The sequence below is a fragment of the Paenibacillus oralis genome (genome assembly GCF_003863965.1).
GTDB classification, from domain to species: domain Bacteria; phylum Bacillota; class Bacilli; order Paenibacillales; family Paenibacillaceae; genus Fontibacillus; species Fontibacillus oralis.
In genome coordinates this window covers 334,979-355,317 of the sequence record NZ_RRCN01000002.1, presented here as the reverse complement: position 1 = coordinate 355,317, position 20,339 = coordinate 334,979, and the positions used below count along the sequence as shown (strand labels likewise).

General features: G+C 40.3%; 23 protein-coding genes. 22 read left to right on the top strand and 1 reads right to left on the bottom strand.

Annotated elements, in window-relative coordinates; translation table 11 throughout:
- Window positions 1-129: 129 nt before the first annotated feature.
- Window positions 130-735, bottom strand: coding sequence for a hypothetical protein (locus tag EHV15_RS35360; RefSeq protein ID WP_128635944.1), 606 nt, complete (start codon window positions 733-735; stop codon window positions 130-132).
- A 670-nt stretch (window positions 736-1,405) separates the two neighbouring features.
- Between EHV15_RS35360 and EHV15_RS35355 the strand changes: the two genes are divergently transcribed.
- The 22 genes from EHV15_RS35355 (at window position 1,406) to EHV15_RS35260 (ending at window position 20,319) form a co-directional block, all read left to right on the top strand.
- Window positions 1,406-1,699 carry a hypothetical protein gene (locus tag EHV15_RS35355; RefSeq protein ID WP_128635942.1) on the top strand — a complete coding sequence of 98 codons (294 nt, stop codon included), beginning with the start codon at window positions 1,406-1,408 and terminating at the stop codon, window positions 1,697-1,699.
- An 85-nt stretch (window positions 1,700-1,784) separates the two neighbouring features.
- Entirely contained in the window at window positions 1,785-2,177 is a 393-nt protein-coding gene (locus EHV15_RS35350; RefSeq protein ID WP_128635940.1) for a hypothetical protein, read from the top strand.
- A complete protein-coding gene (locus EHV15_RS35345; RefSeq protein ID WP_128635939.1) occupies window positions 2,174-3,868 on the top strand; it encodes an SNF2-related protein in 1,695 nt (564 codons plus the stop codon). Before EHV15_RS35350 ends, EHV15_RS35345 begins: the two co-directional genes overlap by 4 nt.
- Before the next feature lie 843 nt (window positions 3,869-4,711).
- Window positions 4,712-5,437, top strand: coding sequence for a hypothetical protein (locus EHV15_RS35340; RefSeq protein WP_128635938.1), 726 nt, complete (start codon window positions 4,712-4,714; stop codon window positions 5,435-5,437).
- A gap of 307 nt (window positions 5,438-5,744) precedes the next feature.
- Complete coding sequence (locus EHV15_RS35335; RefSeq protein WP_128635937.1) at window positions 5,745-5,924, top strand: hypothetical protein; 180 nt, start codon at window positions 5,745-5,747, stop codon at window positions 5,922-5,924.
- Window positions 5,925-6,018: 94 nt separating this feature from the next.
- Window positions 6,019-6,390 carry a hypothetical protein gene (locus tag EHV15_RS35330; RefSeq protein ID WP_128635936.1) on the top strand — a complete coding sequence of 124 codons (372 nt, stop codon included), beginning with the start codon at window positions 6,019-6,021 and terminating at the stop codon, window positions 6,388-6,390.
- Between the two features lie 711 nt (window positions 6,391-7,101).
- Complete coding sequence (locus tag EHV15_RS35325; RefSeq protein ID WP_128635935.1) at window positions 7,102-7,992, top strand: 3'-5' exonuclease; 891 nt, start codon at window positions 7,102-7,104, stop codon at window positions 7,990-7,992.
- A gap of 43 nt (window positions 7,993-8,035) precedes the next feature.
- A complete protein-coding gene (locus EHV15_RS35320; RefSeq protein ID WP_128635934.1) occupies window positions 8,036-8,536 on the top strand; it encodes a hypothetical protein in 501 nt (166 codons plus the stop codon).
- A 131-nt stretch (window positions 8,537-8,667) separates the two neighbouring features.
- The gene (locus EHV15_RS35315) at window positions 8,668-9,222 is read left to right on the top strand and encodes an RNA polymerase sigma factor (protein ID WP_128635933.1); all 555 of its coding nucleotides are present in this window, start codon (window positions 8,668-8,670) and stop codon (window positions 9,220-9,222) included.
- A gap of 417 nt (window positions 9,223-9,639) precedes the next feature.
- Window positions 9,640-9,957, top strand: a complete 318-nt coding sequence (locus EHV15_RS35310; RefSeq protein WP_128635932.1) for a hypothetical protein — start codon at window positions 9,640-9,642, stop codon at window positions 9,955-9,957.
- A gap of 33 nt (window positions 9,958-9,990) precedes the next feature.
- Entirely contained in the window at window positions 9,991-10,164 is a 174-nt protein-coding gene (locus EHV15_RS36890) for a hypothetical protein (protein ID WP_178076124.1), read from the top strand.
- 21 nt (window positions 10,165-10,185) lie between these two features.
- A complete protein-coding gene (locus EHV15_RS35305; RefSeq protein WP_128635931.1) occupies window positions 10,186-10,692 on the top strand; it encodes a hypothetical protein in 507 nt (168 codons plus the stop codon).
- A gap of 286 nt (window positions 10,693-10,978) precedes the next feature.
- A complete protein-coding gene (locus EHV15_RS35300) occupies window positions 10,979-11,302 on the top strand; it encodes a hypothetical protein (RefSeq protein ID WP_128635930.1) in 324 nt (107 codons plus the stop codon).
- Between the two features lie 45 nt (window positions 11,303-11,347).
- A complete protein-coding gene (locus tag EHV15_RS36885; protein WP_178076123.1) occupies window positions 11,348-11,524 on the top strand; it encodes a hypothetical protein in 177 nt (58 codons plus the stop codon).
- Between the two features lie 19 nt (window positions 11,525-11,543).
- On the top strand, window positions 11,544-11,918 hold the full coding sequence (locus EHV15_RS35295) for a hypothetical protein (RefSeq protein ID WP_128635929.1): 375 nt from the start codon (window positions 11,544-11,546) through the stop codon (window positions 11,916-11,918).
- A gap of 18 nt (window positions 11,919-11,936) precedes the next feature.
- The gene (locus EHV15_RS35290) at window positions 11,937-12,632 is read left to right on the top strand and encodes a hypothetical protein (protein ID WP_128635928.1); all 696 of its coding nucleotides are present in this window, start codon (window positions 11,937-11,939) and stop codon (window positions 12,630-12,632) included.
- Between the two features lie 315 nt (window positions 12,633-12,947).
- Window positions 12,948-13,178, top strand: a complete 231-nt coding sequence (locus EHV15_RS35285; RefSeq protein ID WP_128635927.1) for a hypothetical protein — start codon at window positions 12,948-12,950, stop codon at window positions 13,176-13,178.
- Between the two features lie 138 nt (window positions 13,179-13,316).
- The gene (locus EHV15_RS35280; RefSeq protein ID WP_128635926.1) at window positions 13,317-13,718 is read left to right on the top strand and encodes a hypothetical protein; all 402 of its coding nucleotides are present in this window, start codon (window positions 13,317-13,319) and stop codon (window positions 13,716-13,718) included.
- A 300-nt stretch (window positions 13,719-14,018) separates the two neighbouring features.
- On the top strand, window positions 14,019-16,343 hold the full coding sequence (locus tag EHV15_RS35275; RefSeq protein ID WP_128635925.1) for a hypothetical protein: 2,325 nt from the start codon (window positions 14,019-14,021) through the stop codon (window positions 16,341-16,343).
- 1,797 nt (window positions 16,344-18,140) lie between these two features.
- On the top strand, window positions 18,141-18,629 hold the full coding sequence (locus tag EHV15_RS35270; RefSeq protein ID WP_128635924.1) for a hypothetical protein: 489 nt from the start codon (window positions 18,141-18,143) through the stop codon (window positions 18,627-18,629).
- A 33-nt stretch (window positions 18,630-18,662) separates the two neighbouring features.
- Entirely contained in the window at window positions 18,663-19,751 is a 1,089-nt protein-coding gene (nusA, locus tag EHV15_RS35265) for a transcription termination factor NusA (protein WP_128635923.1), read from the top strand.
- A 124-nt stretch (window positions 19,752-19,875) separates the two neighbouring features.
- Window positions 19,876-20,319 (top strand): hypothetical protein, encoded by a 444-nt coding sequence (locus EHV15_RS35260; protein ID WP_178076122.1) that lies wholly within the window; start codon window positions 19,876-19,878, stop codon window positions 20,317-20,319.
- The last annotated feature ends 20 nt before the right edge of the window (window positions 20,320-20,339 follow it).

Here is a 20,339-nt window from a genome sequence, read left to right as displayed (position 1 = left end):
TTATGCGTCCTTTCAACCCCGATATACTCAATTCAGGAATGACAAATCGAATGCTTATTCAAAATTCCCCCTTACTCAGTATAATCAAAACCCGCTCCTTGGTCGTAATTGTAGGAGCGGATTTTCTGTTTATCCAAAACATTGAATGAATCGCTTTATCATATCCTTTTGCTTCCCAATCTTGAGATGGTGTACAAATTCAAGGAAAACAATAGACACTAATTCCTCGACACTCATCCGGAAAGATTTAAACAGTTGCTCCAGGTCATAAAGAACAATTTCAAGTCTCAAAGCAGTTTTTCGCGGTATAGTTAATTCAAGAGTGAAATAACGAATTCGTCTAGGTTTATCCCGTACTCGTAAGGAAGAATGTGCTGGAGTAACTTCAACAAACTCTTCTATCCGCTCCGTCTTAGAAAGAAACTGGGCTTTCTTCTCCAGCAGTGAGTCTTTGAGTTTCTCCATTTTCGTAGTCGTTGAGGCAACGTGTAGGAAGTCTTTTAACAAAAGTGCAATAAGATCAACGATTGTTAATTGGAAAGCATCTTCGAGTTTTTCTGACAAGTCCTCTAAGAACACTTGAGCTCGAAGCACCTCATATTCGGGTAAGTCAATCTTTATAAAAACAGCGGCCGGCCGAGAGGGAAGGGTCAGGATTGAGCTTAGAATTCCCTTAACATTACTTCTATTTTGCATGGTCACGATCTCCGAACGAATCAATTCATATTTTCGCATTATTAGATTCCTCCAAGGGACAAGCATTGAATTATTACAGTCTATGAATGAAAGTTTTTTGATATGACAAGTTTAATTATTTGAATAGAGGAGATAATAGAGAATAATAATATATACAGTAAGGGTGAAACTGATGAAGTGTTCTTCCAATACAATGTCAAAAACAGAAGCGAGCGCCTTGGCCAAGATAATGAAGCAGGCGAAGAAAGAAATGGGAATCACCGGAGCGTTGAAGCGAAAAGCCAAATAAACTTCACAAATTCGGAAATGTTGCCCTACAATTATGTAGGGCTGTCTTTTTTGTGATGGGTGTGAAAATGTAACTCTTCACTACACATGAAAGATTGTGAGCCAAATAAAGTGTTATCGTCTACTGCCCGGCGCACGAAGAAATGTTTGCATTGAAACATATCCTAGAAGATTCGGTCATAGCAGAATTATAGAGGTTTATTCGAGAGTGGGAAGTTGACTTCATGTGAACAAGCCAGGCAGTAAGTGTTCTTTTTCAACTCCGAGGTTCCCATTGTATTGAATGACTCAAGGAAAGATGGTACGATATTATCAACTGAATACTCGAAAATGCGAAGAACGCATCTACTCCTTTCTAAGGGGATGATGTGTTCTTTTTTTAGTTTTGTGTTTCTGAAATACATGTACACAGGAGGCGCTTGTGGAGCTAGGAAAATTCAAAAAAGTAGTGGAGGAATATAGCAAGTTTTATGTAGTTATTGGAGACGACGAAATTATTCATAATGTTCTCGACAAATGCAGTATCAACGATGATGAACTTTCAGCACTCGCGAAGTACCTCGCGAACGAATTCGAGAGAACAAGTAATGAAGGAGATATGGAGCTGAATGAAATAATTGAACAACTTCAATATGGAGTAAACTTCATTTTTGAAGCGAAAGAGAAGGGTTTTCAAGTTTACTTCAAATCAAAATATATCGAGCAAATAATGTAAACACCGTTTTGACTTGGTTGAAGGCAAAGCTGTTTTTCCAAACACCAATCGAATTTCAATTTAATTTACAAGAGGAGGTTAGGTCATGATCGAAACTCCATCGAATGAAAAATTATTCGAGTATATGTGCATTCTAGGAGAGAAACTCCAGCTTCAGCGTTTTAGTGTTGCTCAGGAAAAACAGACTCAATATGAAGTTGAGCAGTTCATGCTTCATGCCAATGTTGCTTTTGAAAGGGAAAAACGTTTGTCTGCGCAAGACATACCAGATTTCTACATTCCGAGTAAGTATGGCTGCATTGTTCTAGAAGTCAAGAACCGGTATTCCAAAAGAGCGATCTATCGCCAGCTCGAAAGGTATGCAGTACATGAGAATGTGAAAGGACTCATTCTATTAACAGGGACGAGCATGCATCTGCCGGGCATTATAAACGACAAACCCGCAATTGTCGTTTCACTGGGAGCGGGTTGGCTATGAAGAAAACCTTCGGATCATTAGCCTTGGTGAATAGCCAGTGGAAGTTATCTGATATTATGCCTCATGTAGCAATAAGGTTAAAGCAGTTATTCCCAAGAATACCGAAATGGCAGACAGGGACGTATACTTTTCCCAATGATACAAACCATTGTGCTGACTTGTCTTGGTTTCTGTCCCGCTACCCTATGAAGATGTCCGAAGAGGATCTTACCCTTCTGGAAAGCCGGCGTGTTCGATATGAGCGAGAACTGGCTATCATGGAGGAGATCTTGCGTCCCGATTATGAACCATCTCCCCGTAACGGACTTAGAGAAGGACAAGAGCTTCGTCACTATCAATACCAAGCGATAGATCTTGCGTTAGCTCGAAAATCGTTACTCTTAGGAGATGATCTTGGCCTCGGGAAAACATACGAAGCAGCAGGTATGTTACTTGACCCACGGACCCTTCCAGCTGCTGTTGTAGTCCAGACTCATCTGCAGGGTCAATGGAAAGAAAAGATCGAAAAATTCACAACGCTCAAGGTACATAAAATTAAAGGCACTCGCCCGTACGATTTGCCGCCTGCGGATATCTACTTATTCAAATATAGCCAGTTACTAGGATGGATCGATACCTTTGGTGATGGATTTTTTAAAGCCGTTGTTTACGACGAGATACAAGAGTTGCGGACCGGTACGAAGAGTGGGAAGGGAGAAGCGGCCAAGAAGCTGTCGGATGCCTCTCAATACCGTCTCGGTCTTTCCGCGACCCCCATTTATAATTTTGGTATAGAAATATGGAATATTATGCAATATTTGGACGATGGAATTCTGGGTTCATTTGATGAATTCATACGTGAATGGTGCATTAATGATAAACAAGTTCGCGATCCGGTTGCGCTGGGAGCATTTCTGAGAGAACAAAACATACTCCTAAGACGAACGAAAAAAGATGTTGGACAGCAATTACCACCCATTAATACCATTATTGAATATGTAGAGTCTGATAAAGCAACACTGAAATCGGTTGAGGATCTGGCCCGGCAGTTGGCCATAAAGACAACCATAGGAAGTTTCATGGAACGTGGTCGTGCAGGCAGGGAATTAGATCTACTTATGCGGCATGCAACCGGCGTGTCCAAAGCAATGGGCGTTGCCCAATATGCAAAAATATTGCTTGAGGCTGACATTCCTATTTTGCTTGCCGGCTGGCACCGAGACGTATACGATATTTGGCTCCGCGAATTGGCTGACTATAGACCGGCAATGTATACAGGCAGTGAATCCGAAAAACAAAAAGCAGAATCGGTTCGGCGTTTCCTTGCGGGAGAAACCAACGTCTTCATTATCTCATTACGGAGCGGAGCGGGTCTTGATGGATTGCAACATCGATGCTCTACAATCCTCTTTGGTGAATTGGATTGGTCACCAAAGGTACACGAACAACTGGTTGGAAGGTTAGACCGAGAAGGCCAGATGGAACAAATTACAGCAATTTACTTGAATGTTGATGAGGGATCAGATCCTCCTATGGTTGAGTTGCTTGGCCTTAAGTCTACACAAGCCAGTGGAATTGTTGACCCAGGTTGTCAGTTCGAACCCAAGCATTCGGATAAGACACGTATACAAGCTTTGGCGGAACAATACTTATCCAAAAAAAAGAAAGCTCCGAAAGAGCTCTCGCACTTTTCCAAACAGCTAATAGGGTAGGGTGAAAACACATGATAAATCCCAATATCTTACAACCAAACTTCGTTCTTTTGAGACAAAACCAAGGGAAAGGAACGATCTATCATGTGACAATAAGCAGTGTCACGCTAGAGGTTTTGGAGGAGAAGCCACTTTCTGAACGGTTTTTTAGTGATCAACTTAGTTAAAAGTTCTTTCCCAAAGTTTACAACCAGTTCAGGAAGGAACTTGATATAGAAGAGGAGAAGGGTTTAATAAAGAATCTTTTTAATTATATATGCGTAATAAAAGGTATGAAATAAATAACTTGTCTATATAAAAAGCGGTATATAAATGCGAAAGCATCGAATGGAAGTTAATGAGTGAAAATTTTAGAAAGAGGTTTCTGTCATGTAACTGAGCAGATGGATCATGTATGTAAAAGATCGAATTAACGACACATCATATCGAATAGGAGGATGTATTTGAATGTACGGATTCCCAGGACAGATTGATTATTACAGAGTCACCATTCGTGTAAAGTGCTTCAATGATACCTGCGATAACGTTTTAGAACATACTTACCCCTCGTATGACAATACGCCTCGTATAGAAGGAATTTGTCCTAAATGCAATAAGGGGTACTCAAGGAAGGTCAACAACATTGACGATCGAATTGTTCAAAGAACGGAAGAGCCGGTTTACTACTAAATCACATACAATGAAAGCAGAAAAATCGTATGATCCATTTTGCAATCAGAATTGAAAGAAATAAACATAAAGCATTTAAGATTATATAAGTTTTGGTCCTGGTTCATCATAAGATATTGCATTAATCTTAAGCAATCATAATATTGTAATAAATTTGAATGTGAGGGGCGAATTATGGACAAACCTCCATCGGTTGAGGAAATAAAAGCGTCGCTATTGCAGTGGGGAAGAAAGAAAGAAGCGCTTGAGTCGCGGAGGGAGGCTCTCAAAGAGCTAATGGAGTCCTATGAGGGTTTCGCAAAGGGGGCTCGTGATATTCTTTTGGCTAAGCGACGCGGGACACTTTCAGGGATATGTGGAGTAATTGCGGAACTCGTTACTGTTCCTGAAAAGTATGAAATTTCTATAGAAACTATCCTGGACAGCTCAGCACAACATATCGTTACAGAAACAGAAGATAGCGCACGAGCAGCTATTTCGTATTTAAAGGCACGTCAGTTGGGCAGGGCGGCGTTTCTTCCTCTGAACCGGATTAAAGGAAAATCAATATCTGAGGATGATAAGCAAAAAGTTTCCAACACAGAGGGATACATTGGACTGGCCATTGATTTAATCTCATTTGATCCTAAATATCGAGAAGTTATCAATCACCTTATTGGCAACGTTATTATCACTGATAACCTTTCATCAGCTGATAATATCTTGAAAAATGTAAAGCAACAGTATCGTGTCGTAACACTGGAAGGTGATCTTATTAATATTGGCGGAGCCGTTATTGGAGGCAGTTTGCCGTTGCGATCAATGAGGCTTCTGAGTCGACAGCGACAAATAGCGGAGCTTGACCGACAAATCATTGAAGTTGAACGGGTTATCTCCGAATTGAAAGTTCAACTGCTATGACGAATCTCTTCACATGAAATGTAGCTCTTCGCGTCTTTTCTTCAACGAGAATAACACGTTCGAAGAAGCTTTAACAGCACTTAATGAAAAATTACTTCCTATCTATAAAAATGATGTTTGGCAGAGTGCTGTATACGATGGTCTTGTCCGCATCATTGAGGTCAGCGATGATTCATACGGTTTAGCACGAGCAGTACGCGAAAATGACTATGTATTGCAAGGTCCAAAATTCAAGTAATTTGAGTTTAATTGAAAAATGCAAGTAAGCGGTTTTTGAAACTTAATAAAAATGGAGAGTTCATAACATATGGAATTATTTTGGTATTCGTTAGGAGTAGGTGTAACAGGCTTTATTTTTGCATTGTCCTTAAGACTTACAACTGGGTCAGGAGTACAAATAAAAATAGCTGATATTATAGCAATGTTAAGTAGTGGAATTATAGGAATTAGTTTTGCGATTTATGTTCTTGCTGTATCAATCACTTAACCCCCATCCTTTACTATGAATATCGAGATTATCAGCATTGCCGACTGGTATTCACCGCTTATAAGAATCATATTGAGTAAGGAGGTTGTAAAGCGTGGGGTATGACGAGGTGAAGTTTGAAGAAATTGAATCCATGACCAAAGAAGAGGCAATAAACGAGTTGAACAAATTCTTTAAAGGTAACAAAAAGTTCTTAGAATTTGCATCTTTAATGATCAAATCTACTCATGGTTTTTTAAAAATAAACTTCATGAATAAGCAAATAGATACCTGGAATTGGGAGAAGCTTTTGGGCATTTCAATAAGTACTAAAATAGGATTTAAGCAGCTCTATTATCGTAAAGGAAATGAGAAATATAAAAAAACAGACGCTAGACTTGACGGCAATGAGACTCATGAAATAGATGGATACAGGCTTACTATTTATTATACAGATTCTCGTAAGGTTGAAGAATTTGAGTTTTAGGAAGCTTAATGAAAAACTTCGCACAAATATGTGGAGGGCGTTGCATGAAAATTCCGAACTTCTTTCAAAGCATTACCCGATGCTAACTATTTTATGCCTGATCAAAATTTGATTATCAAAGCTATATTGGATTCTAACCAAACATGGATTCCGGTAAACATAGAGCCCAGAGGCGGAACCAATTGGAGAGTCATGCACAAAATGGAGATTGCATGCATACTGTCTGTACAAAGATGGGCGTTTCAATTTTGGACAATTAGTGGTTGGAGTTACGATGTAGCATTGTCAGTTAGCTTTCAAAACACGATTTGGACCTGTACCGACATATTGGAGATTTATTTACCTTTAAATGAACTAGAGCAAGCTGTACTATTAGTGAAGGAATTGAATGATTCCAGAAAAAGAGATGTGCTTGCAGATATCAGAGAATCGAAATTCTTTTATGAGAAGGATTATCCGAATAGTTGGTAATTCATTGAATAGCATGAGTCCATTTATTCGCTCATCCGTAGTTAACTAAATGAGATGAAGGCAGTTCTCCGGAGTTGTTCGGAATGCGATTGGTTTTTTTATGGTCATGGGGATCAATAGCTACACTCGTATCGGTGATTGACTGCCGTCAATACACGTCCACACAATTTATTTATCCTTCGGGCAACTCTAAAGTATAGGGCTGTGCCATTAGCCCGTCCTCAATTGGAGGTGAGGAGTTTGGAACGAATACGCGGCGGATGGGCCAACGTCCCGCCGAATTTGAAAACGAAAACGATGCTAGCCAAGGAAGGGAAAAAACCTACTGGCGAACCAAAGGCAGAAGTATGGACCAGCTATCAGTGGGCAAAGCTTTACGATGCCAATGAGACTACGGAAAAGAAGCCTGTCACAGTGAAGCAACTAGCAGCTCTGGAGAAAGCTAGAGCGGCGGCGGAAGCAAATCGAACATGTTCTGAGTGCGAGGAAATTGTAAGTGCTAAGGATATTGTTAAACAGGAGGACGGTAGTCGGATATGCAAATTCTGTCTTGAATGGATACGCTTAGAGAAAAGGAAAACGGACATGATTGTTGAAGGGGAGAGAGTGTTCCGATCTTGGTTTTATGAAGATTTCGTTATACTGGACACGGAAACGACGGATTTAAACGGGGAGATCATCGAGATCGGAATTATGGATCGTTCCGGCCAAACGGTTTTTCATTCACTTATCAAGCCGATTCTTCCGGTAGTTGACGATAGCGAGGCGACGGCAATACACGGTATCACGGACGACCATTTGGAAGACGCACCGCGTTGGTCTGATGTTTGGGATCAGGTACTTTCAGTATTGAATAACAAGCTCATTTTATCTTACAACGCAGATTTCGATAAAACAATGGTTGCGAATAGTTGTAGACGCAACGGGATTAAACCCATTGAGCTTAAATGGGGGTGCGTTATGGAAGCATACCGGTTAGCAGCCGGTTCTGAAAAGTGGATCAGTCTAGCCGATGCTTCCGGTATTTACACAGCTCATCGAGCTAGAGAAGACTGCCGATCCACATTACAGGTAATACGCGCCAAATGGGCACAGCTCGGATTATCAGAGGAAACAAGGGCTGTATATTGACCTTGATTCTAGCATCGAGGGAGGTTGAAAGGAGGATCAAATTTTGATGAACATACATCGAATGCAAAGATTTGTACTCAGATTTTTTATTTTTATGCTATTCATTCCCACCTCAATATTTACTGGGCTTGGTATTGTTTCAATCTTACATTGGCAGGGTTATACGAAATTACCTGACGTACCTGTTATTATTTTAGGTGCATCTACTATTTTTATTCTCTACATGATACCAAAAGGATTGACTCACATAATAGCGCAGCGGGAGATAAAAAATTACTTTCCAATAACGAATGATACTATCCGTAGTCACCGACAATTTTATAAGGATAATATCAATCAGGAAATTAGTTATCTCAAACAGGCAATCGAGGCCTTTCGTGTTAGGGGGATGCGTGACGACTACAATATTTTTGTTAGTAAACTAAACACCTTTATTGAAATCAAGTCGCTTCTCCAAAAGGACATGGATCTGCATCGAGATCATTTGGTATGCCTCAACCAAGTCTTTAATAAGCGATACCTGTTAAAAAAACTCCAGAATTAGGAGTATGGGAAGCGGGTGACAACAGAACCCGCTTCCTTTTTAAATTTAGCTCTCTCATATCCGTCGTGGTTTATCCTATCTTGATATACTTTTCTTAAGAATAGCTGCAGACGGTGGGGGGCTGAAAATGCATGAGCGATTCAGTAGTGCATGAAAATACCAATAGCGATAGTCAATTCGCTGCGCTTTTTGGCGATTATAAGGATAAGATTTATCGTTTGGCTGGCAAGTTTTTCAAAAATCGCGCTGACCGCGAAGATATTGTCCAAGAGACTTTTCTAAGGGTCTACACCAATCTACATCGTTTCGATAATAGCAAGAATGCTAAGGCTTGGATTTATCGGATCGGTACAAACATTTGCATTGATACTCTTCGTAGGAGAACAGTACAACAGCATATATCGCTGACACAACTCGTAGAAAGCGAGACCTATGCTGTGATGGACACACTCCAGTCTAAAGATGATATTCCAGAAGATGCCGCTCTTAAAAATGAACTCATAATAAAGATTGAAAGACTATTAAATGAGCTCCCTTCCAAGTGGAAGCCGTTCATCTACCAGCATTATATCCTTGAAATGACCTATGAAGAAATGAGCATTGCAAACAACATACCCGTGAGTACAATCAAATCTAGAATGTATCGAGCACGTACCTATTTACAGCGGTGCATGCAGTTGGAATGATAGAATAACATCCTCAACTAGCACAGTGGAGAGAATCATCGGCCTCGATTCTGAGATACTACTTGAATAGCCTGGAGCTCCTTTAAAAAAGAAGCAATACAGAACGACATCACTAAAAACAATGGTTGAACCTTTAATGAAGTATCTTGAGAAAAAGGGAATTGAAGTGACACGATAAATCAATTTTTAGTGAGTTTTATAAAGAAAGGAAGATGGATGCGTGGATTCAAAAGGATACGAAGACCTGGGGTTTGTTCAAGTTGAATTACTTCAAGATGTAGAATACGGAAGTTGCTCATACAGTAGAGGGGAGCAAGTTTGGACAACAAAAGAGGATGCTAAAGCATGTATCAGGGATAAGTACGCAAATTAATCTAATGAAATATGGCTTTTGTCAAAATAGGGGAGGCTACATAAATGAACAATTCACTCTCAGAAGAAGAGAAGAGGTATTGGATTGCGGTAGACAATGAGTATATAAAAATTAGACAAGAAGAGAAAATCGCGAAGAAGAGAAAGCCAGTTTGTGATGTAGATGTTTTTTCAATGTGGAATTTTATATATCAAGCAAAATCTCTTAACGGTCAAATTATTGCTTCTGATTCACTAATAAACCTAAAAGAAGAGATCAAAAACAGAAGATGGATTCACGCTTACATAACTTGCTCGAATGGTTCTCTGTCCTATGGTCAAAGCATTGTCAATGAATACTGCTATAGGCCAAGATATAAATAAATATGGTTTTGTTTAAGAAAGTAGGGGAGTAGTTTGGGTAAAAGAGAGGACGTTGCTTATCTGGTATCTTGTATTCAATCATCAAACGATACAGTAGTTATGGAGCAAATATTTATTGAATTAGTTGAACTTCTAGCTAAAAGAACAATGTATCAGGGCGATATTAATGAAGCAATTTCATATTATAACGAGAAAAAAGGACGATAAAACAATTTTTGGAGTGATTTTATGGAAGAGGTTAAATGGAAAAGCGCTCAGAGAATCCAAAAAAAATATATTGAAAATAAAGAGCAAAAATATTACCAGGTTGAATTGGGAATTCAAACAGTAAGACCAAAGAAGATAATTGCACTTTCGAGATCTATCGATGAAGATAAATTGAATCGATTGCGTGAAAAAGTGGAAAAGGATGGTTGGAAAGATATAAGCCCAGAAACCATTTTACTGTGGAAGCTTCCAAATGGCGCCTTAATTGTTAATGGCGAAGGAAATCATCGTGCATATTATAGTAGAATCGAAGGGATTAAAGAAATTAAAGCTACAGTGTCACTGATAATTGACATGAGTAAATTAACGAAAGAACAACAGGACGGTATAATCAGTAGTGACAACAATTACATGATAGCGCTCCAAAATTATATAGATAATGATGATGATGAAAAAGAGTTGATAAGGCTGCATAATGAGGCATGGAAGGTGAGGAATGATTATCTTAAAGCATTATCTTTAGTTTGATGAAACGTAAACTTGAACATATTGATTGGAGATAAATTTGAAGCACCCTATGAATGTCTTTTATATAAGAAATAAAAAAATCTTTGTAATAAACATTCTCATTTTTTTTAGCGTTACCCTTTTATGTGATAGTTAAAAACCGTTTTATTGCTTTGCGTTTCTTCAATAAACTAAGGTTTTTGTTTTAATGAGTACCGAATAAGAGGAGCTATCAGAAATTAAAAGCAATTTCTTTTGGTTACATATTACCCAAATGAAGACTTATATAGAAAGGTGGAGTACAAAAATGAGTGGTAAATGGGACACACCTCAAATTGTCACAGATACCGATATCGCGTTTGGTGGGAATATCGATAACCTGCTGCCTCCGTTATCTGAGATCCCAAAGGAATTTATTAATGATTGGACGAAATGGCACCAGCTCGCGGATGATCTTTTTTATGATAGGCCGTTGAACATCACCATTAGCGATCGAGCAGGCATTGATGTTCATGCTGCACTGCGGCACATTCGGGCAATCTTAAATAGTTTTAAACCGGATCATGATCATAAAATAGCCGGGGTAGCCTTTTTATTGAGCATGTTCTATGAAGATATTAGCTTTGAGTAGGTCTCGGCCACAAACCCGTCAATTCATAATGAAAGGAAAATGGATATGAAACATCCTCATATTGTAGAAAGAGCTCTGCGTGAGTTTATCAACGAGTTGCAGTTCCGCATTGAAACCGAACCTGAAGCACCTGACATTCAGAATGTCAAAAATGATCTTGCAATGGCAGAAGAAGAGTTGTCTGAAGTTCTCAAAATAAAGGAAGCCGGTTCCGCTAAATAATCAATCGAAAGGAAGGATCATGGAATTTATTTATGTCATCTTAATCTCTGCAATGATCTTCGTATTAGTGATCTTGTGGTTATTCGAATTTTTTTTAGTCCGCCCTCACAAGACTTCAAAAATCCTCAATGCTTTGTTCTCGCATTTTAGGGAACGGAATGAAAAGCCGGTTGAATTCCGTATCCTTGAATCCATGGCCAAGCAGAGCAAAAGAAGGTTCGAGGTCAAAACGATTCAACAGAAATACTATACGGTCGTGATCAAGGGGTTGAAGGTTCTTTCGACGGATGCCATAGGCAGTTTCACAATACCTGAAGAGAGCTCATACATGCGTGGTGTTATCGATCCTATACTGCTTGACCGATTCGAAATCTCATTTAAAGAATTCAATTGATAGGAGGCAGATGCCCTAATGAAAGAGATATTCCAATACCCTATTCATCCTCTTGCGAATGGGATTATGCAGCTAACAGAACGCCATGCCATCCCCAACCCGTTTTTTAGCCGGCAGGAGGAATCGGTTCTAAGCCTTTTACTTTACTACTTGGAGGATTTATTTGCTTCCACCTTTCCAAATGATTTGGTGGCCTTCGATGTTCTGCTTCAGAACCCGAGGATTTTCCAGTTCTCCTTAGATGTTTTTCAAAAAGCATTCTCTGAAATGCCGGAGACATCGAGGGCTAAACAAGTGTTCGAACGAACCCCTTTCATGAAGTTAACTCCGAATTGGGAAACACAAGAACGGACTATGTTCGTACACACGTTGTCTGGACTCCGCAAACGATTTCAAATTACAGACGAGACCATTCAAGAGGATATCTCACGGGTTGAGGGTTTAAATCCGGCTACTTACGGCCTACTCGAAAAAGGTAACTCATTACTAGACAAGGACTTAGAGTGTAATTGGGTATGTCCTGAATGTAAAGTTTCGAGTCCAACAGAACAATGGAACCAGGAGACGGCTGCTAAATGGGGGGAAGATATTTTTCCTATTGGTGATCCGGTTAGCGACCACGCTGTCTTTGTATGTCCTAATTGTAAATTCGAAAATATTGGCGAAGTTATCTTGGAAGAATCCAAATATAAGGCGCGAATCGTGGAAGAATAATGACAAGGCTAATGAAGGAGGTTTATAAATGGTAGGTATCACCTTTGACTACAACATACTCTTGCCAGAGCGGGTATATTCGGTTGGTGAAATGATCGAACATCAAGGGAAGAAGTACATTGTTAGGGATCTGGGTAAATCGTTTTTGGTTTACTTAACTTCGTCCCATTGATGTAATTCTATCAGTGGGGCGTATTTTTTGAACCGGCTACAAAGAGAATTAGATATCCAGTTTTAATTGGGAAACTTTTTTGAGCCGTGTTGGGTACATGTTTTCAATAGATTGATATTATTTCGAAAGGATAGAATTATCCTATGATAGAGTTTATAGTCATCAATAAAGGAAAGGCGCTCCCACAATTCAACGGTTTAAGGGGGAAAGCAAAATTTTCTCGTGAAATGATTGATGTTGTTTTAGATAATGGATTCAAGACTTGTGTACATCATTCTAATTTACTAAAGTTCTACGAAGTTGTTGACCAAAATGAATTTTTGGCAGCAAGGACGCAATGGGAGCAAGATGGGCCAAGCGGAAGAATGCAATAATTTACTTGTGATTACTTGACTACTATTTATACCAAAAAAACGGCCACGGTAAATTTCCAGGGGGAACGAAACTTGCCACAAAAATACTCCATGAAATGAGCCCGAAACCAAAATCCAAATATTAGGAGGACGTAATTCGTGATTTGTACTGCATGCTTGGGAGCGAAAAAGATCAATGGAGAAGACTGTCCTGTATGTAAGGGAGAAGGACAGATTGATAAGTACGAGACTCCAACCTTGACCGAAGTATTAGATGGGGAGGATCTTTTGAACATGGAGGAACGGGATTGGCAGCAATTGATTGAGAAGCTCGGAGGTGAGATTGTTCATATCGACCTCTCCCAAACGGGATTTCATTTCATTAACCCACTCGATCCGGACGGAGAAACGAAGAGTAAACTCACACCTGCCGATATCATCAGTCCATGGGGGACTATTAAGCCCTACGATGAAGTATCCCATTATATCGACATTTCTTATGAAGAGTGGAAACATGCATCTGATAAGATTGAGGAGTTTCGTAAAGTTCTCGAAAGCTAGCTTGCTCTTATCACAATTTGTACATACTAAATTAATTGAATTGCCCTTTCTAGCGGCAGGGCAATTTCATAATATGGTGGTGAAGGGCCTAAGCCAAGGTTCCTTTATTCTAACAATGGTCTTCTGCAGATTGGGACTATGTAGCATTGCTAATAGAGCGGGCATTCATCCTGCTCTTTTTTGTTCCTAATAAGTTTAAACAATTTTGGTTGAGTTCACTTAACCTTCTCTATTCAACTATGGGATAATTAATATGTTAGGAAGAAAACGGGTTTTAATTATTTATAGAAGGTGAGCCGGATGTACCTTATCCAAGGTAGAAAAAAGTTTATATCGCTAGATGAAGCGAAAGCAAAATTAGACCTTGAAGGTGGCCGCGTTGCTATTATCGGAGAGAAGCGGGTAGCTACGATCCGCCCCCAAATCGTTCAAAACTTTCCTGGCACTCTTGAACAGTTATATGATTTAGGATTAAAACTAGGTGGATACCCAGTTGAGGTGTACCTAAAAAGCAAAGTGCAATTTGATGAGCAAGATTCGTTGAAGGAGCTGTTTTTGGCACGTACATTTGCTTACTTGGATTGGCTATGGGAGCAGAAATACGAAGCAATTACAAGCGATCTTATCTCTTATCTAACCCAGATCATTAGACAAAGTAATCTGGTGGAAGATCTAGCGGAATATGAGTCTGTTGAGCAACTGCTTCAGGTATTCAAAACGAACACTCTTCGGGATGGAAACTTCACTGTGGTTCCGGCTACTGATGCGATGAAAGACCGGATGGAGCATGAAGTTTTATCACATGTCGGTGCGGCGCTCTCTAAACATCTTTTGAGTAGCATGCAAAAAGAATTGAATGCATGGATTAATGATCCGTATTCTCCCTTTTTTAAGGAGCCTCTGGATTTTGATGAAATCTCTTACACGAAATGTTATCAGATCCTTCGGAAGCACCCGGATATCCAAAAGGTACATAACGACTTTATATCAAAAATGGAGCGGGATTTCCTACAAATGAAACCGTTGTTCCTTCTCATGAAACCAAATAAGGAACCTGCATTCAATCGACGAGAATCTACCTTGGAAGACCTTTTCAGAGATAGTAACGAAGGTGGCCCCAAAAACATCTTTGGTCACTTAACTGAACAACAAAAGCAAACCATGCTCCAACTTTACTTTGCGAAATACAATCCGATTAAATTGATTCATGAGGCGATGGTCTCCGCTTCGTTCAGTGAGCACTTGCTTGTTGAAGATGAAGGTGAGATCGGGGAAGAAATGAAGGAGTATCTAAGCATATTTCTGAATGAACTTGGGGATCTTCAAAAACTGGAGAATATCTTTTTAAGCCACCCTCTATTCGCGGCTGAATTAGTGCACGAGCTTATTTCAAAACACTTTGAAGAGGATGCAGTTGAGAAGCCTGATCACGACGAGTTGTTCGATATCGATGAAGACGTCGACAAAGGGCTAGGAGAGTTGATCATCGAAGATTACAAGCGATTTTTTAATGAAAATATCCTTCGAAACACTAACCTTTCATTGAGTGAAAAAGGATTACTTGCATACGCATATTTTGTGAACGGCGGGTATATTGACTTGGATGAGATCGAGGACGTAAGTGTACATTCAAAACAAGCATTTCGTAAATCAGTAAACCACCTGTTGGAGCTTGGTCTGCTTTCCGTTAAAAAGGAATATGGGAATCTTCTGGTGATGGACTTTGACGAACCGGAGAATAACAACATTGTTTTAGTTGATTCATATGACCCTTTTGTTGGTTTTCTTTCTGATACTCAATTGTCTTGGGAGGCTAAGGGAATCAACACCTGGATTGAGTTAAACGGAATGGAGAATCCAGAAGATTTGGTTATGTGGTCTACTGATAAAATTACTACCTTGAAAAAGTCCTTCAAAGAATTACACGAAGTCGGCATTCTCTTAACGAAAGAAGAGTTCGAGGATATTCAAGCATTCTTTGAAGAAAAATCTGTACTTGTAAAGAAACAGATTAAAGAAAAAATATCTTTATGGTATGATGAACATCTCAAATCATCATTACAAGTTTTATTACAGAGTAATCATCCGCCTATCGATTTCCTTAATGCAAAAATACCTGCTCAAAACAACATGATGGCAGTTCAAATTGCAACGATTGCCAATGATGCTGAAATGGTGCGCTCGTTACTCAAACTTGAAGGAATCGTCTTACCCTTAAAAGTAGATTCTTTAGATGATATGGGAGAAATGCATCCGCTTCTTTTAGCCATAGAGATGGATAACCCTGAACTGTTGCCTGTCTTTTTTGAATTGTCGTCTGTATTAGATAATCAATATCTTGTAGGGGAAACCTTCACCCTCCTGATAAAAAGAAAAGGACCACTTTCGTGCTTAAGAGAAGGAATTAAGCTTCTTGAAGGAGCCGAATACAGACAGGACTTACTCAACTGGTTGTTGGTTACATGTGTTCTTAAAATGCAACAAGATTATGCCGAAGCTTTATTGGAAGCAGGTGCCTCCCCTGAAGAACCAATTATAAATGGGGGTGAGACGGCATTGGGATTAGCTGAGAAGCATGGCTTACATGTATTTCTTGACCTATTTAGACGATATAAGGAAAAGTGAGTGGGGGGGCAAATTCAGCAAAGAGGAGAGGAACGATTGGCTGCCGACAACCTATCGAAAGTGGGGAGCGATCGCGGGCTTTCTTATGTCTCGGGTAAAGAGATACAAGATACGATGAATGGCTTTTCTCTCTAAGACCATGTATAATAAGTCCATACCTTCTTCATGGATTGACCACTTACGCAGGAACAGGCACACGCTTATTCCATTTCTAAGGCTCCTTCGGAGCAATTGCACGAGGTCGGCTTTGTGCATTATTTAGAATGGGTGACGTGTGCTTTTTTGTTTTCCTCAAAATTAACTTCTTTTACTGTTCGATAATTAGCTTTGGGTTCGGGCCTCTTAAAACGATAACGTTAAATAAATCTTGAAGTTGAGGGATATGAGGATAATTTATCATTTTAACTAACCCACAGGTCACTTAAAGTCACCCAAAGGTGACTCTATCATTTCGTCCCTATTATGCCTCATAATAGGGCACGTCATCTTTGAAAAGAAGGGAGGGGAAACGAAACTGAGCCGGCATGGACACTTGGAAATTAAGAGGCAACAAAACGATTAACCTGTTGAGAACACCTAGAAAAATTCCACAATAAGCATGATAAAAGACAACTCGTTCACAGGACTAAACCTCTCTCCACGCCGCTTTTTACCAGCTATTTCTCTTCCCAATCTTTTCTCCCGTCCAGTCCAAGTTACCCACTATAACGTACAACTCGTTCATAGGACTGTCTCTCTCTTTTAAACCTTTCTATACCTGCACCTATCTTGCTTCTAACTTTACTCTTGACTATTTGGCCTGCCTGTTGTATTTTCGGCCTTTTATACCTGGTTTTAGATTTGTTTTTAGAAAGCTTCGACTTTTGTATTCGCATGTAGCCCTCGATCTAAGCCCGCGCGGCTCACCCCCACACCAACCAAGTAAAAAGTAAATAGATACGTATCTAGGTTGCAGGATTATTGGAAGTGTATAAGTCCGTGTTTAGCAGGACTCGGTTGAAGATCGGGTGAAAAGGGGAAGGAAAAGGCACGTAGCATGAGCTGTAGCAGTAGAACGGAATTGCTTTCCTCTGAGCGAGTTGTACGGTATAATATGGTATATGAAAAGCGAGCGAAAGTTCGACTTGAAAGAGATTTTATATGAAGTAGGTAGTGTGGCCTCTGAATGATCTACACACTATAAGGCGAAATTATGAGATGTTTTCCTCTCCCCCATCGACCATAGTTGTCTTTCTGGCATTAAAATGGGGGAATGTCGGGTGCTGTTTGTTATTAAACCAGGGTTCGTGAACGTAACTAATACGTGCGTTCAGCAGCACTACCGTTTGAATATGGGGACAACTTGGAGGACTGTGGCCATCCAGATACGCGTTTGATTTGGAGGGGGCATTTTGGGGCGGTTGCTTTAGGATGGATTCACCTGGAGCCGAAAAAAGAGGGGGTCAACGGCGGCTCGAATATGTTACTGTCACACTTAAATCCCCGAGTGATCCGCCATTTTTGTGTTGAGGAAGGAGCGTTGAACGATGGTGTCGAAATGGTTTTGTATAATGGGCAAGCAATTAACAAAAAGTCCGGAGAAAGATCCGAGCGAGAAGATAATCCTGATATTCGAATAATCTTCACGAAGATTAGAGGTAATAAATTGTGTCCCTGAACTGGCCGTTTAATGAGACGTTGGTAAAGACTAGGCGAATGTACATAATCAAGCATGAAATGGCCTTTTTCGCATCTGGCTGCCTCCAATACCGAAATAATGTGTAAGGAAAAAAGAATCAAGAAGGGGTGAATCTACTTTTGAAGGTTTCTACACCCGTTATATTAGGCCTTTTAGTCGTTTCCCTTTTGTCCGGTTGTTCCGTTTCCGGTACTCTGACTGAAGCCCAGGGACTGGCATCCAATTCAAATAATTATGGGGCGGCTAACGAAACCTCCACCATGAATACGTCGAACACTAATTCTGACGCGGAGAGCTTTATTCCGATCGGAAAGAAGGTAAAGATCTGGTATCTGCAACATAGCACCAATGACAATTATCAGGTCGGATTACGAGACACAGATAAAAAATTAGTATGGATGTATGTAACACCGGCCAATGTTTATCTCGAAGATGATATTGACACGTCTTATATTGAACGGATTGGGGATATAAAAGACGGGTTCGGTTTAAAGCATGCCCAATTTAACTTTCATCTTAAAGTTGATATGCCGATTAAAGGTGGCACGGAGCACGACGGGGATAACAGCATTCAAACGGATATGATAATTGGCGGCGGCTCTTGGTAATCACACTTCTAAAGAAAAGGAGAACTAAATGCAATGAATAAAGATTTTTTAAAAGCATTAAGCGAAATTGAGAAAGAAAAGGGGATATCAAAGGAAGTGCTTTTGAACGCTATCGAGGATGCCTTGGTTTCAAGCTATAAGAAAAAATTCAATACCGCTACGAATGTACGTGTCGATATCAATCGAAAAACCGGTCAAATGAAAGTTGTGGCGCAAAAGATGGTTGTAGAAGATATCATCGACGAGCGCCTGGAGATTCTCATTGACGAAGCGAAAAAGACAAATCCGGAGGCGCAAGTGGACGAAGTCATTGACATCGAAGTAACGCCGCGAGACTTCGGACGTATGGCAGCTCAGACAGCAAAAACTGTCGTTATGCAGCGAATTAAAGAAGCCGAACGTGGGTTGGTCTTTGAAGCGTACTCAGGTAAAGAAGAGGAGATTGTTACGGGGAAAGTTCAAGGGATGGATTCGAACAACCTTTACATTCTTCTGGACCGTATTGAGGCGATTCTTCCCTTGTCTGAACTGCCTTCCCGTGAACGATACAAACTCGGAGACATGGTTTCGGCATACATTTCACGGGTTGAGACGACTACAAAGGGGACTTCAGTCATTTTGTCACGTGTTCACCCCGGTCACTTGAAGAAATTGTTCGAAAAAAAGATTCCGGAGGTACAAGAAGGCAAGGTTGCGATCAAGTCCATTGCTCGCGAAGCCGGTATTCGATCTAAGATTGCGGTTACTGCCGCGGCACCGGAAGTCGATGCGGTTGCCTGCTGTGTTGGAGTAAAAGGGGCAATCATTCAATCTATTGCCGCCGAACTAAACGGCGAGAAAATTGATATCATAAAATGGTCAAGCGACGAGAAAGAATACATCTCTAATTCCTTAGCCCCTGCAAGAGTTCTTGACGTTCAGCTATTTGAAAATGAGGATGAAAATGAACCAATTGCTCTAGTGGTGGTACCCGATGACCAACTCACCTTGGCTATAGGAGTAAAAGGACAAAATGCTCGCCTCGCAGCCAAGCTAACAGGTTATAAGATGGATCTGTACAGCGAAGAACAGGCGCAGCGGCAGTTCGGACGCCCGCGCACACCAAAACTCTCTGAGCGTTAAGTGGTTTTCAATTGCAAGTAACTGCCTCTAAGCGGCGTGTTTTAGATGACCTGAAGGCCGGGGATGCGTTTTCGAAAAATGAGCACCTGCTTCTCATATTAGATGTTGGGAAAGGATGACCTATTTGCAAATATTACTCCTTCGATTGGGAATAACGACCTTTATCATTGCGATGTTCTTTATGGCCAACCATGTGGGTGAGTCTATCGCGCAACAAATCTTTCGTATTTTTGCAACCATAGGATTGTTCCAAATTACCGCCATGTATTACCTTTGGCGAACAAATGCCCGCCGAATTCAGACCATGATCGAACAAAAAGTCATTTCGGATGATTATGACAAAACCCAATTTTATCGTTCGGCTGCCCTTAGCTTTGCCATCGCATTGGGCATTTGCACAATTCTCTACCTCCCAAATATTATTGCACTGGGATGGGTCTGGATTTTGTCCTATAGTATAGGCTTTTATGCAGTATTTATGACGCTGGGCAAATATATGAAGATACGTATTGAGCTTAAGGAGCTTCGTGCAACAGCTCAACGTATGTTGGATGACGAAACCAGGTAACAACACCGTAAACCAAAAAG

Coding starts and splice junctions, on each gene's coding strand:
- EHV15_RS35360 (WP_128635944.1), bottom strand. CDS start 735: ATGCGAAAATATGAATTGATTCGTTCGGAGATCGTGACCATGCAAAAT.
- EHV15_RS35350 (WP_128635940.1), top strand. CDS start 1,785: ATGATCGAAACTCCATCGAATGAAAAATTATTCGAGTATATGTGCATT.
- EHV15_RS35345 (WP_128635939.1), top strand. CDS start 2,174: ATGAAGAAAACCTTCGGATCATTAGCCTTGGTGAATAGCCAGTGGAAG.
- EHV15_RS35340 (WP_128635938.1), top strand. CDS start 4,712: ATGGACAAACCTCCATCGGTTGAGGAAATAAAAGCGTCGCTATTGCAG.
- EHV15_RS35335 (WP_128635937.1), top strand. CDS start 5,745: ATGGAATTATTTTGGTATTCGTTAGGAGTAGGTGTAACAGGCTTTATT.
- EHV15_RS35315 (WP_128635933.1), top strand. CDS start 8,668: ATGAGCGATTCAGTAGTGCATGAAAATACCAATAGCGATAGTCAATTC.
- EHV15_RS35310 (WP_128635932.1), top strand. CDS start 9,640: ATGAACAATTCACTCTCAGAAGAAGAGAAGAGGTATTGGATTGCGGTA.
- EHV15_RS35305 (WP_128635931.1), top strand. CDS start 10,186: ATGGAAGAGGTTAAATGGAAAAGCGCTCAGAGAATCCAAAAAAAATAT.
- EHV15_RS35300 (WP_128635930.1), top strand. CDS start 10,979: ATGAGTGGTAAATGGGACACACCTCAAATTGTCACAGATACCGATATC.
- EHV15_RS36885 (WP_178076123.1), top strand. CDS start 11,348: ATGAAACATCCTCATATTGTAGAAAGAGCTCTGCGTGAGTTTATCAAC.
- EHV15_RS35295 (WP_128635929.1), top strand. CDS start 11,544: ATGGAATTTATTTATGTCATCTTAATCTCTGCAATGATCTTCGTATTA.
- EHV15_RS35290 (WP_128635928.1), top strand. CDS start 11,937: ATGAAAGAGATATTCCAATACCCTATTCATCCTCTTGCGAATGGGATT.
- EHV15_RS35285 (WP_128635927.1), top strand. CDS start 12,948: ATGATAGAGTTTATAGTCATCAATAAAGGAAAGGCGCTCCCACAATTC.
- EHV15_RS35275 (WP_128635925.1), top strand. CDS start 14,019: ATGTACCTTATCCAAGGTAGAAAAAAGTTTATATCGCTAGATGAAGCG.
- nusA (WP_128635923.1), top strand. CDS start 18,663: ATGAATAAAGATTTTTTAAAAGCATTAAGCGAAATTGAGAAAGAAAAG.